General features: G+C 39.7%; 13 protein-coding genes. 4 read left to right on the top strand and 9 right to left on the bottom strand.

Annotation, left to right across the window (positions count from 1 at the left end; translation table 11 throughout):
* Nucleotides 1–198 precede the first annotated feature (198 nt).
* Entirely contained in the window at nucleotides 199–912 is a 714-nt protein-coding gene (locus tag AACS98_RS01840; RefSeq protein ID WP_066375620.1) for a hypothetical protein, read from the bottom strand.
* 648 nt (nucleotides 913–1,560) lie between these two features.
* Nucleotides 1,561–2,520: an aldo/keto reductase gene (locus tag AACS98_RS01835; RefSeq protein WP_066375615.1), complete on the bottom strand. Its 960-nt coding sequence runs from the start codon at nucleotides 2,518–2,520 to the stop codon at nucleotides 1,561–1,563.
* Nucleotides 2,521–2,600: 80 nt separating this feature from the next.
* Between AACS98_RS01835 and AACS98_RS01830 the strand changes: the two genes are divergently transcribed.
* On the top strand, nucleotides 2,601–3,179 hold the full coding sequence (locus AACS98_RS01830) for a DUF1802 family protein (protein ID WP_066375612.1): 579 nt from the start codon (nucleotides 2,601–2,603) through the stop codon (nucleotides 3,177–3,179).
* 362 nt (nucleotides 3,180–3,541) lie between these two features.
* Nucleotides 3,542–3,808 carry a hypothetical protein gene (locus tag AACS98_RS01825; protein WP_066375879.1) on the top strand — a complete coding sequence of 89 codons (267 nt, stop codon included), beginning with the start codon at nucleotides 3,542–3,544 and terminating at the stop codon, nucleotides 3,806–3,808.
* A 34-nt stretch (nucleotides 3,809–3,842) separates the two neighbouring features.
* Here the strand turns inward: AACS98_RS01825 and ggt are convergent, their stop codons facing one another.
* A complete protein-coding gene (gene ggt, locus AACS98_RS01820; RefSeq protein ID WP_066375609.1) occupies nucleotides 3,843–5,627 on the bottom strand; it encodes a gamma-glutamyltransferase in 1,785 nt (594 codons plus the stop codon).
* A 123-nt stretch (nucleotides 5,628–5,750) separates the two neighbouring features.
* Here ggt and AACS98_RS01815 point away from each other — a divergent pair, with 123 nt between their 5' ends.
* Nucleotides 5,751–6,062, top strand: coding sequence for a type II toxin-antitoxin system TacA family antitoxin (locus AACS98_RS01815; RefSeq protein ID WP_066375608.1), 312 nt, complete (start codon nucleotides 5,751–5,753; stop codon nucleotides 6,060–6,062).
* Nucleotides 6,063–6,578, top strand: coding sequence for a GNAT family N-acetyltransferase (locus AACS98_RS01810; RefSeq protein WP_066375606.1), 516 nt, complete (start codon nucleotides 6,063–6,065; stop codon nucleotides 6,576–6,578).
* A 234-nt stretch (nucleotides 6,579–6,812) separates the two neighbouring features.
* Here the strand turns inward: AACS98_RS01810 and AACS98_RS01805 are convergent, their stop codons facing one another.
* From AACS98_RS01805 to AACS98_RS01780, 6 genes are all read right to left on the bottom strand, one after another.
* Nucleotides 6,813–7,721: a glycine betaine ABC transporter substrate-binding protein gene (locus AACS98_RS01805; RefSeq protein ID WP_066375600.1), complete on the bottom strand. Its 909-nt coding sequence runs from the start codon at nucleotides 7,719–7,721 to the stop codon at nucleotides 6,813–6,815.
* Nucleotides 7,722–7,738: 17 nt separating this feature from the next.
* The gene (locus tag AACS98_RS01800) at nucleotides 7,739–8,371 is read right to left on the bottom strand and encodes an ABC transporter permease (protein ID WP_066375598.1); all 633 of its coding nucleotides are present in this window, start codon (nucleotides 8,369–8,371) and stop codon (nucleotides 7,739–7,741) included.
* Complete coding sequence (locus AACS98_RS01795; protein WP_066375596.1) at nucleotides 8,368–9,126, bottom strand: ATP-binding cassette domain-containing protein; 759 nt, start codon at nucleotides 9,124–9,126, stop codon at nucleotides 8,368–8,370. Before AACS98_RS01795 ends, AACS98_RS01800 begins: the two co-directional genes overlap by 4 nt.
* A gap of 119 nt (nucleotides 9,127–9,245) precedes the next feature.
* Entirely contained in the window at nucleotides 9,246–10,919 is a 1,674-nt protein-coding gene (locus tag AACS98_RS01790; RefSeq protein ID WP_066375594.1) for a hypothetical protein, read from the bottom strand.
* A gap of 111 nt (nucleotides 10,920–11,030) precedes the next feature.
* Nucleotides 11,031–12,941: an ABC transporter permease subunit gene (locus tag AACS98_RS01785; RefSeq protein WP_066375592.1), complete on the bottom strand. Its 1,911-nt coding sequence runs from the start codon at nucleotides 12,939–12,941 to the stop codon at nucleotides 11,031–11,033.
* Between the two features lie 23 nt (nucleotides 12,942–12,964).
* Nucleotides 12,965–13,915: an ABC transporter ATP-binding protein gene (locus tag AACS98_RS01780; protein ID WP_066375591.1), complete on the bottom strand. Its 951-nt coding sequence runs from the start codon at nucleotides 13,913–13,915 to the stop codon at nucleotides 12,965–12,967.
* Nucleotides 13,916–14,166: the final 251 nt, after the last annotated feature.

Here is a 14,166-nt window from a genome sequence, read left to right as displayed (position 1 = left end):
GAGAAAATCAGCATATCAGTAGGGTGCGTCAGATAACAAAAATACATTTATTAACAGCATTTAATCAGTCTGACGCACCCTACAAGACACATTTTATGTGACACTTGCGTAAGTCATCAGTCAAAAGCAGTTCGTAGTAAGGACTTAAGTCTTGAGAAAATAAGGACTAAAGTCCTTACTACAAACCAGCATATTGTTTTAAAATAATGAATTAATTTTTTGTTCGATTTGGTCACTAATAATTTCTATACCTTGGCTCGGTTGCTCAAGATTAACTCTGACAAAATTCGTTTTATCTGCTGTTGTAAATTTATTATCGTTATTTGAGTCTTTAATTATTTTAATAAAAATTGCATTTTGACTGGGAAGAACAACCCAATTTATCATTTTGGTATTATTCGGGGTGACTTGTTTAAGGTTCTTTCCCGACAAATCAGATATATAACCAATGACTGCATCTTGTTGGTTGAGTTTTTTATCTTTGTTGGTATCTTGGTCAATAATTTTATAAAGAAAAACTCTTGTGGGTGTCTTTCCTGGTGGTTTGGTTTCGATTAACTCAAAGGCATTGATGACGGCTTTTTTATCAAGGAGAAGATGAGTTTTCCCATCTTGTTTGTGATAAAATATTAGATTATATAATGAGCCGTCACCTCGTTTATAATCACGAGTCTTGTCTAAAAAACTATCTTTATCTGAATTTTGTTCTTTAACATTTACGGGAATCATTAAATAATCTGACTGCTGTTTAATAATTAAGTCTCCGTAGCTAATTTTGGTTTCTGTTTTTTGTTGTTCTACAGCATTGACTTGCTCGGCTTGTCTCGCTACGTTGAAGTCACAGGATAAGGAAAGGCTAGCTACTAAAGTTGCTAAGGTGAAATTCTGCCAACAGCGATTACTGTTTTTCATATATGTTTCTAGCAGGATAATATTGCTGTTCTATTTTATTCGCTGCTAGAAAATCAGCCAGACTATTTTTGTAGGGTGGGCATTGCTTAAGAGTTCCTCAAACGCTTAGTTTTACGGTTGACTGTGCATCGCCTGACTCTAATTAAAAATGGTACAAGATATGACAACTATAACATCAAAAAACCTGGTACGGGTTGACCAGGTTTTTCAAAGTTCACAGGTTTCAAATTTTTGAATTTAATAAAAAAGATTTTGAGCAAATTTACAACTAGGGTGGACATTACAACTAACAAATCCAGCAATTTTCGTTTTTCCGCTTTGGGATTTGGCTTGGCCTGTTTAGGGCTTTTTGCCACATTACTGATATTATGCTGTAATTTGTTTGGGCTGATGATGGGAGACACCGAATCATTTGCCCTTAGTTTGGTTCGCCTTGTTTGGTGTCTTGATATTTAAGTTAGCACCGAGTTTGTTGCTCGCAATCCTTAATTTACTAAACTTGACATTTTGTAGATGTTTGCAATAAACGCTTAAAATTTTGATCCATAAGTATTTTTTGTAGATACGTAATAAGGGCGGGCAGGATGCCCACCCCACAAGATTTATTGTTGAGGTTGAAAAAAGGAGGGTTGGGAATTCCAGCAGTGGCTACCAATTCCACATTCCAGAACTATCATCAATATGGTCGGTGACGATGCAACCAATGGTATCAATTTGGGCAATTTCTGCGGGGGAAAGTTGAACTTCCGCAGCGTGGGCGTTGTCTTTGGATTGTTCAGGATAACGCGCACCGGCTATAGCGTTGGTTTGGGGTTGGGCTATTAACCAAGCTAATGCTAACTGAGCTAGTGTAGAATTATGGTTCTCTGCTATGGGGCGCAGTTTATCTAGTGCTTGTTGGGCGCGTTGAAAGTTTTCGCCTTGAAATAGTTGGTTTTTGGCGCGATTGTCTTCTGGATCAAATTTATGTCCTGGGGGAAATTTCCCGGTTAATAATCCTTGGGCTAAGGGTGAGTAGGCCAAGATGGAAATGTTATGTTCTATGCAATAGGGCATGGCATCTTTTTCTACTTTTCGCCAAAATAAGGAGTATGGAGGTTGTAAGCTATCTATACGTCCATATTGGGCGGCTTGTGCTAATTGGGCGCGGGAAAAATTAGAAACGCCAATGGCGCGAATTTTACCTTGTTCTTTGAGGTGGTTGAGGGCGCGCATGGTTTCCTCAATTGGTACAATCTCACTATTGAATGAGCCAGCAGGCCAGTGAATTTGATAAAGGTCGATGTAGTCAGTTTTGAGGTTTGTTAAGGAGCGATCGCAAGCCTCTATTACTTGGTCATACTTAAGATGGTTCGCAAAAACTTTGGTTGCATACTCTACTTGCTCACGTACATCAGATAAAGCTTCCGCAACAATGCGCTCAGAATGTCCATCCCCGTACACTTCCGCCGTGTCAATGGTGGTAATACCTGCTTCAAAGGCGGCGCGGATAGCTTTAATTGAGTCTGCATCCTCAATTCCTACCCACCATTTTTTACCCGCTTGCCAAGTTCCCATGAGGATGGGGGTAATATATACGTCAGATGTACCCAGTCTTCGCTTCTCCATAAAGGTTCTCTCAATTCATATCCCTGGATAGTTTTATACTTTAACGGTCTTCGCGAAAAATAAAATCAGAGTTACAGTAGATGCTGATGGAATTGAATCAAACTGTGCATACCCTCAAAGAATGGGCTGTTGCCATTCAGGCTTTAGAAGCTGGTAAAACTATTATGTTGTTGCGTAAGGGTGGTATTGCTGAAAAGCAAGGCCGTTTTCAAGTGACTCATCAACGGGTTTTGCTGTATCCCACCTATGAACATCAACAACCTTTGTTACTCAAGACGGAATATGCTAATCTTGTGCATCCCGTACCATCAGGATGGCATCCAGAAACGGTGCAAATTACCAGTTGGGCTGAGATTACTGATATTTTGCCAGTGAGTGAGCAGTCAGTTGTCAGCAGGTTATTACCTTTTCATATCTGGAATGAAAATTTTATCAGCGATCGCCTGAAGTGGAAACCCCAGCAACCCCTATTTATCCTCCTGCTGCGGACTTACCAACTCCCCCAAATCCAAGAAATTCCCTATCGTTCCCAGTATGGTGGGTGTAAGTCATGGATTGATATTGAGTCACCTGTGCAACTACAAGGTTCTCAACCTGTGATGTCTGACTTGCATTATCTGGAGATAGTTAAGGATATTAGGGCGATTATTGGCGACTAGAGGCGATTCATCGCGTCTATACAAGCGTTGTTTATATAATATATTAGCGTTTTTTTTGTAATAAAACTTCAAAAAAGTCTAAATAGTAACTCTTGATACATACACTTTTAGTATCAGCAGATAACATTAAAAAAATCTTATTCTTGCATAAGAATAATGCACAAACATTTGCACAACCTATCTATCTATAAGGCTGTTGATCAGCAATCTCAATGTCGGACTTTTACTTAGGTAATTGTACGTCTTGATATTGTCAGGAAGTTGACTACTTCAGGAAGATTAAGAATTATTCCACAAGGCGGACGCAGTATTGACAAAAATCTGCCAATATGCAGTATATGCTAAATGCAAAGGAGTTTGCCATGCAACGACAAATGTGCTGGATATCTAAGACTAGCGGTGATGGGGACAAAATCTTATATCTGCAAGTTTCACCTAGTCAAGCTTGGCGGCCTTACACAGCTTTTCCCCAATATTCAGTACCAGATTATCAGATTCCTGGCGGCTCCAAAGGTTGGGCAACTTATCAAAAATTACTCAAAGCTGGTTGGACTTTAGTTCCTAGCGCACGCGCCAATGAATTTGGTAACTGTGCCTATGCAGAGTCTTCTATTGTTAATAGTCATTAGTCATTAGTCATTCGCCCTTGTCTGGCTATGTAAATTAAAAACCTCTGGGAGAACCTGCGCCGCGAGGGTCAGCTGCGCCTTCTAAGTTACGATCAACAGTAACAGCGATCGCGTTAATACTGCCCCAAGGATTAGTTTCTTTAATTTTGTGTCCTCGACGGCGTAAGTCTTGCAGAGTTAACGCATCTAAACCCCACCTCTCAACTCGCAACTCATCAGGAAACCACTGGTGATGTATGCGTGGCACAGACACGGCTGCACCAACATCCATATTATATTCCAACACGTTCAGGATAACTTGCAATACCTGAGTGATGATGGTGCTACCACCGGGCGCACCTACTACCATCCGCAGATGATTTTTCTCGGTGATGATTGTAGGTGTCATGCTAGAAAGGGGGGTTTTTCGGGGTGCGATAGCGTTGGCTTCGTTTCCCAAGAGTCCAAAAGTGTTGGGTATTCCTGGTGCAATGGCAAAATCATCCATTTCATTGTTGAGTAAAATACCAGTTCCCTCTACCACTACCCCAGAACCATAACCGAGGTTAACAGTAAATGTGAGACTGACGGCGTTATGTTCTGCATCGACAACGTTTAAATGGCTGGTTTCGGGAGACTCATGAGGAGTTGCATTTAGTTGCTGTTGTCGCCAGTGGGGAATTTTTTCTTGGCTGAAGCGTTGTAAAATTTCGGGTGCAATGGGCTTAACTTGGTTTGCGGGTGTGGCTTTGTCCATGTTAATCTCAGCAAGGCGTTGTTTGGCGTAGCCGGGACTAATCAATGCTTGTACGGGGACTTTGACAACATCAGGATCACCTAAATATTGTGAGCGATCGCTGTAGACTATTTTCATCGCTTCTGTCATCAGATGTAAAGCTTGAGGATGATGCCAACCCCAAGATTTTAAGTCTGCATCACCGATGATATTTAACATCTGCAATAACAATATACCACCAGATGAAGGTGGTGGCATAGAACAAACTTCAGCTTGGCGGAAACTTCCACATACAGGAGTTCGCCAGATGGGTTTATAGGCTTTCAGGTCTGCTAAAGTAATTAAACCGCCATTCTTTGCCATATCATTGGCGATCGCACGGGCGATATTACCAGTGTAAAAGCTTTGGGGATTGTGGGCGATAATTTTTAAGGTGCGTGCTAAGTCACGCTGTACTAATCTTTCTCCTGGTTGATAAAATTTGCCGTCGCGGGTGAAAATGTTACGTGCGGCTGGGTTACTGAGAATTGCTTGCTCACGATTGATATAGGCTGGAAGTGAACGCCAAGTTAGTTGATTACTGATAATATAACCATTTTGAGCGAGTGCGATCGCAGGTTTTAATACTTCCTGCCAAGGCAGCTTACCATAACGTCGGTGAACTTCATACATACCCGCCACCGTCCCCGGTGTCGCCACTGCTAAATAACCCTTGATACTAGCATTCGGACGCACCTTACCTTCTGCATCTAAGTACATATTTCTTGTAGCTTTCAGGGGTGCGCGTTCCCGAAAATCTAGAGCTTTGATTTCGCCTGTTTTCTGGTTACGTAATAATAAAAAACCACCGCCACCAATTCCGGCGGAAAACGGTTCAACTACAGAAATGGCGAAGGTTGTGGCGACTGCTGCATCAACAGCATTACCACCTTGGCGTAACATTTTGATTCCCGCTTCACTCGCCAAGGAATTCGCAGATACTACCATGCCTTTTTTGCTGCGTAAAGGTACGCTGATGGTGGCTGATGCTATTTCGGTGTAGCAGAGAAGGGTTAGGGAAAAGATGGTGAATATAGTGTGTTTGGTTTGAGGAAGAATAGGCATTTTTTTATTTTGTTTAGTCTAGATATAGCTGAGTTAGATAGCTATTGACATTTCTGGAGAATAGTTTAGTATATTTGTAAGGACAATTGCCGTACAAAAATAAAACTATAAGTAGAGGCTATCATGGCTAACACAATGGCTAGAAGCCGGAAACAAAATTCCACAAGCTCCAAAGTTGAACGCCTCGAAGCACGTATTACTAAAGAGCAAAAAGAATTATTCCAGCGTGCGGCTGATATTCAGGGTCGAACACTCACAGATTTTGTCATTAGTAGCGTTCTCAAGGCTGCTAATGAGGTTATTCAAGAAAATGAAATGATGGTTTTAAGCAGACAAGACCAAGAGGTTTTTGTAGAAGCACTACTGAACCCACCAGCACCAAGTGAAAAACTACGTGCTGCTGCTCAACGCTATAAACAAAACATGGGTGTGTAAGTGGCCTTATCTGATAGTTTCGATGATTATTTCATAGAGCCGCTAGGAAAGCATGACCGGGCGGCTTTTTGTTGCGGTGTTGAGCAACTAGACCGTTATTTAAAACAGCAAGCCGGGCAGGATGCTCGTAAGCGTGTAGCTGCTCCTTTTGTGTTAGTTGAAAAAAATTCTGGTAGCATCGCTGGTTACTACACACTTTCTGCAACAAGTATTAAATTGGCAGAATTACCCATAGAAATAAGTAAAAAATTGCCAAAATATCCGATAGTTCCTGCAACACTTCTTGGTCGATTAGCTGTGGATCAAAACCATCGCAAAAAAGGATTAGGAGAAATGCTATTAATGGATGCACTTTATCGCAGCCTAAAAAACGAAATTGCCACAACTGCTGTAATAGTTGAAGCTAAAGATGATGATGCTCGTTCTTTTTATGAGCATTATAATTTTATCAGGTTTCCTAACTATTCTCATAGACTGTTTCTGATGATGGAGACTATCTCCGAAATGTTTGCTTAACACACATCTTGCACCTGTTCCTTGATGATAATTTTTGTAGGGTAGGCATTACTTGCAAGTTGTTCAAAACCTGAGTTTTAGGTTGTTGGGTGTGCATAGCCTGGAGCTTATTGAGAATGGTGCAAGATATGACTTTAATTGTGCCTAAGATAGTGGTTTATGTTATCTAATTTGATATTAGACCTCTTGCATAAATATTTTTCTGCCTCACGCAGAGGCGCAGAGAGGAGGGGTTTAAGAGATATTTAGAAGGGATTTAGATTTACGAAATTCGCGTACTACTTCTTTAATGTCTTGTAGTTCTCCTTCTACTAAATAGTTAAGTTGTCGCATTTCATCTGCGGAAATTTTTCCTGTGAGTTGATTAATGGCTTTTCTAATTTGGGGGTATTTTTTTAAGGTTTCTTGTCTGACAATTGGCGTAGCTTCGTAAGGGGGAAAGTATTGTTTATCATCTTTGAGAACAAATAAACCTAAACGCGCAATTTGTCCATCGGTGGAGTTACCTGCTACCATGTCTACTTGTTTTTGAATTAAGGCGCGATATATTAAACCTAAGTCCATTATTTGGGGTGGTTTGTTAAATTTTAAGTTATAGGTTTTAGCTAAACCCGGAAAGCCATCTTCTCTTTCTAGAAATTCATAGCCGAAACCGCCACGCCATTGGGGTGTATATTGGGCTGCTTCTGATAAGGTTTGAATGTTGTAACGTTTCGCGTCTTCTCCCCTGATAATCATTGCAAAAGTATTTTCAAAACCTAAACTCGGCATTACTTCTAACTGGAATTGTTGAGAGTATGCTTGTTTGAGTTTTTCATAAACTACTTTTGGGTCATTAATTACTGCTTGTTTTAAAATACCAGTAAATGCTGTGCCTGTATATTCAATATAAGCATCAATTTTACCAGCAGTAATCGCTTGATGGCAGACAAAAGAACCACCCAAGCGAGGGCGACGCACTACTTTTAAATTAGTCGTGTCTTCGATTTGTTGGGCTAAAAGTTCGCCTAAAATATCTTGCTCAGTAAAGTCTTTTGATGCTATGATAATGTCACCGCTATTAATGATTGGGTTAGTTTGACAACCAGCAATAACTAGCACTAATCCCAAGGATAATAAAAAAAATATCAAAAATCTTTTCATAACCCTACACCCAACTATTAACTTTTAACCTTGAGTTTCTTCTCCAACCATCCAATTAATAAATCAGCTAGTAATGCTATCACCGCCGCCGGAACTGCACCAGCTAAAATTAATTGATTATTGACAACTGCAATTCCCCGAAAAATAAACACGCCTAAACCCCCAGCACCAATTGCTGCTGCAATAGTCGCAATACCAATAGCGATAACTGTCGCCACTCTTACCCCTGCCAAAATCACTCCCATTGCTAAGGGAATCTCTACCTGTAATAATAATTGTCTATCTGTCATCCCCATCCCTCGCCCAGCTTCCCGAATGGCAGCATCTACCCCTGTAATACCTGTATAAGTATTCCGAATGATTGGCAGTAGTGAATATAAAGTTAAGGCGACAATAGCCGGAACAACACCAATTCCCCCAATGACGGGGACAGGAATTAATAAACCAAATAATGCTAAACTGGGGATTGTTTGTAGAACATTAGCCACACCCAAAATAGGCTGACGTAGTTGAGTTTGACGGGTGATTAAAATTCCTAAAGGAATGCCGATAATTATAGCAATGCTAATAGCAACACCCACCAAAAATAAATGTTCTAGGGTGTGTCGTAAAATTTCCGGTGCGTACTTAATCAAAAAGAAATCTTTCATAAATTGTCTTGCAGTGAACGCAGACATTGCAGAAAAGCTAAACTTTCGGGATGCTGCGATCGCATAAATTCATCCTTTGTTCCTAATACTACCAATTCTCCGCCATACATTAAACCAATTCTCGATGCCAAAACAAAAGCTTCTTGAATATCGTGGGTGACAAAAACCACAGTCTTACCTAATTCCTGCTGTAACCTTCTAAACTCTTGCTGTAATTCAAAGCGCGTAATCGGATCGAGTGCGCCAAAGGGTTCATCCATTAATAGTACAGGAGGATCTGCCGCTAAAGCCCTAGCAACACCTACCCTCTGTCTTTGTCCCCCCGATAACTCATGAGGATAACGTTTAGCGAATTGTGCAGGATCTAAACCCACCAAATGTAATAATTCATAAACCCGTGTTTTAATTTGTTTAGGTTGCCAACCTTCTAAACTAGGAACTAAACCCACATTTCTTTCTACAGTGAAATGAGGAAACAAACCAGTTTCTTGAATCACATAACCAATCTTTCGCCGCAGCTTAATCTCATCCCACTGAGTTGTCGGCACACCATCAAATAATACCTCACCTTGAGTGGGTATGAACAAACGATTAATTAACTTCATAGTAGTAGTTTTACCGCTACCACTACGCCCCAATAATACTAAAGCTTCCCCACGATGAATAGCAAAATTTAACCGCGACACCAAAGGACGATGGTTGCGGCTAAAACTAACATCACAGAATTGAATCGCAACTGAGTTATGTTGTGACATTACATTAAATAGTAATTCGTAATTAAAACAAACACGAATAATTACAAACTACCCTCACACTTCACCCCAAATCTTACCACTCCGCGTACCTCCGCGTGAACCTCTGCGCCCCTCCGCGTTTAATTTCTTTCCAATAAAACCCGCGTACCCGACTCTCCCAACCTCCTTAACTGGCGAGTCATTTGGAACAAAAATAAACCCAAAATCCCCACGTGTCCCATAATAGCCAAAAAAGCCGTCATTGCTGATGCACCGCTTGATGGATACAAAACTATAAGAGGTGCAGCAATAGAAAATAGCCATAAAAAAGTTTGGTTTCCGGGATAGGAAAACAACATAGCTAAAGCAACGACTGGCAAAATAATCACAGCACCCAAAATACCATTAGTCCAAAATAGCCTTTGTCCATTTTTCATCATTAAAAGTAGCTGCGCTAAAACTGCATAGATAACAGCGAGACTACCAGCAAAAATTAAGGATATGAAGATGTTGAATTTGGTATATATGTCGGTAGTAGAGACAAGAGTAAATAAACTCAAACCTGTAATAGAGATGATAACATTCAGAGCGATCGCCACTACAGCCGGACTTTTTTCACCCCAAATTAAATCTTGCATTAACTGACGCTTTCCTGTCGGCGATGAAGCCAGATGACGATAACGCGCCCAGTCTTGTAAAGTATGACGATGGGGAGTCAAAGCCGCAATTAAATACAAGAATAACCACAAATTCAGAAACATGAGACAAGCCATGTTTTCTGTCATGGCAGAAGCTATATTACCAATACCAAAGACGACTTTTGACCAATTAGCACAGCCGATAGTGATAATTGTAAACGCGATAGTCAGTAAATAACTCTGCTGCTTACTTAACATAGTAGCATTGCGATCGCGGAAACAACGTTGCAATGATTCCCAAATAAAATAAGCCCCCAACAAGTGAATTACTACAGCAAAGCCGATAATGGTTAACCAATTATTTCCTAATGGTAGAGCAAACCAATTAAAATTATCTAACGTTAACCCCCTAGATTGAGGAATAAAATAATAGGGATTAATCAGCTTTAAAATTACAAATGGGTAATTAAATGATACTTCATCTTTCAATGATTGCTGAGTGAATAGGAGAAAACCTAAAACTGCACCACTCCCTAACCATGCTTGAAACCCACCTAACCAAGAACCAACTAAGCCAAATAATAGCGCACCACTGAAGTAAAACAGGCTAGTAGTAATGACAATTATATAGAAGCCGAAAATCGAGATTAGAGAAAGGTTTGCATTTAAACCTAACCACAAATGAATAGGAATTGCTAGAAATACACCCAAATATATCAGTATAGGTACTCCCAGCATTTTCCCGAAGAGAATACTTTGGTGTGACTGGGGACTCAACCGGATAAAATTTAAAGTATCACGTCTTTCTTCCGTAGCTAAATCATTGATGAGGAGATAAGTACCCGCCACTAGAATTGAGAAAAATCCAATAATACTCAGTCCGGTAAATATATCTTGAAACCATAACGGCCAGTTAATCATTACATTACCAAAACCATCGAAAAGACATTCTCGTGAAATATCTAAATATTGACCTGTACAGTATTTATGGTAATTGGTATACGTGATACTGTCACTATTGGGTAAGAGACTTTGAAAATAAAGAAAGACTCCCAACTGAGTGAGTAATGATGTAGTAACTGCTAATAGTACATTGCGTTTATGTAAGCGTCCTTTAATTTCCCTGAATAGTTGGGGGTTATAGTCTCCGAGTTGACTTATCCAGTTCGTGTGCATAGTTAAAACTCGTTTGGTAATTGCTTAAGTTCGTAGTAAGGACTTTAGTCCTGATTTTCTTCCCGTATCATTGGCGAGAGAGGGCTGAAGCCCTCACTACAAACAGTATAATTAACGTGCGGTTAGTAATGCTTTGGTTGCAGATTCTCCAGCTAATTTTATCTGCTTGTTTAGTTGAAAATTCAACAATGCTAAGACAGTTACCTCAAATAAGAGTGACATAAAAACTGTGATGGTTGCAGCATCTTTTAACCCCACCCAAGGAAAAGTAGAAAATAACCAAACTGCGGGATATTCAAGCGGAGAAATGCTTAAAAAGCTTAAAATTGCGGGTGGTAAAAACATGACTGCGCCTATAGTCCCAATTGCCCAAATACTACGTCTGGAGGTTTTCATCATCAGCATCATTTGAGCAATGGTAGTGTAAATCATCATCATGCTAATAAATAAGGCTACAGCTAAAATCGCTTTCATTCTGCCAATATCATTCACCCAGTTAATAGTGTGGCTCTGTTTTACATTTAAGACAGGTGCAAGAATAATCCATACTATCAAAGGTGTAACTATGATTAACAGGTTAATAGCCATTGCTATCAAAGCCGGACTTTTTTCACCCCAAACAACATCCTTAAACCAGGAACTATTCCAAAAACTTCTGTTGCTAGCTTCTGGGTGATAACTATACCGTGACCAATCTTGCACTTGTTGACGTTGGGGCGTTATAATTAGCAGTAAACTAAATAACAACGCCAAGTTAAACATAATCAAAAACGGTAAATTCTGCCCGATTTGATAGTTTAAATCATAATAGCAACTTGGGGGTTGACTATTATAATTGTAGGGACAATGATTTTGGTAATATTGAAGAGTAAATCCCCAAAATCCTAATTGACAACAAGCTACAAACCAGTAACTTTGACCTTTACTAATAATAGCCGTATTGGGATTACGAAACCGACGCTCTAGTGCTTGCCAAGCCCAGTAAATGCCAATACCATAATTAATGAGATGTAAGGCTACTAAACCAACAAGACTTTTACCGATTGGTAAATAGAAAAATTGTAATTCGTTAAGGGATGTTTTATCGTAGTGACGGAATAAGTTACCAAATAGATAACCCATCATATCAAAGGGGCTTAACAGTCTCAACCATGTAGCTGTATTCTGAATATAGGGGCTATATGATGCTAAGTTCATAGTGGTGAACAAAAACAATAACACTACACCACTAGCTAACCAAGGTTGAAATCCACTAAACCAACGACTATTTAAACCAAATAGCAGCGCATAGCTGTAGAAGAAAACACAGCTAGCGATGAGAACTATATCAAAACTGAGAATGTGACTAAAGGCGATTTTGGCAGAAATTCCCGCCCACAAATGTAAAGGTAAGGCTGTTAAAACTAGGAGATAAATAACAATTGGTACTCCTAACATTTTGCCAGTTAGAATACTCACCTCTGATTGAGGAGTTAAGCGTAAAAAATTGAGAGTACCACGCCGTTCTTCTTGGGCTAAATTATTGATGAGTAAATAAGTTCCAGCAACTAACAAGATAAAAACAAACATGACGCTAAGACTGAGAAATATATATTCCCAATGGTCTTGCCACCACAATTGTATATTTATTTGGTCAGTAGGGCAGAATTTATCATATAGTAGCTTATTGAGATTAACTTGCTCATCTTTTAAATTAGTTAGTTGTGTGTTGAGTGCCTGAATTTTCGCGGGTTCAATGTTTGGCTGACCACTATATCTGTTAATTTTTTGCTGAACTTGCTCAATTAGTTGGTAAAGTGAGTTAAGGCGTTGTTTATAACCTGTACTCAAATTACAGTATGTTCCCGACATGGGATATTTTTCCCCTGGATAATCACCCAATTGATAGAGGAAAATTCCCAGTTGAGCAATCAGTGATAAGCCAACAGCAATGATGATATTAAAAACCTTCAGGCGACCTTTAAGTTCTCTAAATAATTGTGGATTCCACTCGCCTATTTTGTCGATTAAATTCTGCATCATCGGGAGAATCTCCAATTAAATAATTAAGATGCTTGTTTGTGTCCTAGTTTCAAGAAAATGCTTTCTAAATCTTCTTGTGTGGAATGAAAATCAGTAAGAGGGATGCCTGATGTAACTAAAGAGCGCAATAATTCCGCAGAGTCTTCCTGTGTCCCCGAAAAATTCACCCGCAAGCTATTTGTTCCTGGGATTTTCTCCCACTCCTCTACACAAGGATGATGTTTAACCTCAGTTAAAAGTGCCTCTAAATCACCCAAAGTTGTTAACAGTATTTGTTGACGAGATAACCGTTGATAAAGTTGTTGTAATGAAGCACTTTCTACCAAAAAACCCAATTCCATAATGCCTACAGAACTACACAGTTCTGCTAAGTCGCTGAGAACATGGGAAGAAATCAAAATTGTCATCCCCGCTTCTTGCAACGCCTTAATAATTTCCCGAAACTGCATCCTGGCGATGGGGTCAAGTCCAGAAACAGGCTCATCTAATAGCAGTAAAATTGGCTCATGGATGATAGTCCTTGCTAAACTTAAACGCTGCTTCATTCCCCGCGACAGTGTGGAAATTAGACTGTTACGTTTATTAACCAGTTGAATGAGTTCTAAAACTTCGTATAAACGTTGAGTGCGGCGTGGTTCACGCAGACGATAAAGACGGGCAAAATAATCTAAATAATCCCAGACAGTTAAATCTTCATACAGAGGATAATCATCAGGTAGGTAGCCAAGACGACGTTTGAGAGTGGGGTTACTCTTGTCACGACGCAAGCGATCGCCATTAATATAAATCTCACCAGTAGTTGGTTCTTCAGCTGCTGCCAACATCCTGATGAGAGTCGTTTTTCCTGCGCCATTCGGCCCTATAAGTCCATAGACTTCACCTGCTTGAATTTCTAAGTCAATATTATTAACAGCTACGTGCCGTTCAAACTGCTTAGTTAAGCCACAAGTGCGAATTGCTAATTCTTTTACCATAGCTGCTGAGGTGCGGCTGTTGTTTAAACTCTAACGTAACCTCTCTCTACAGCTTTCGTCAGGCTCGTTTCGGAAAATGTAACTGAATATAGCAAAATTGACCTAAGTAATAAGTATTATCAACTAATTTTGAGAAAAGTAGGACTTAACCATTGACAGGAAACACCAAATGTGGTTAATGTCAAAACAGTTTTGTAGGGGTTTAGCAATGCTAAACCCCTAGAGATAGATATATTTCTCATCAAATTAAT

This window comes from Anabaena sp. CA = ATCC 33047 (assembly GCF_963870205.1).
Classification (GTDB): Bacteria; Cyanobacteriota; Cyanobacteriia; order Cyanobacteriales; family Nostocaceae; genus Trichormus.
The sequence above is the reverse complement of the archived record's forward strand: the minus strand, read 5'-3'. Positions and strand labels throughout refer to the sequence as shown.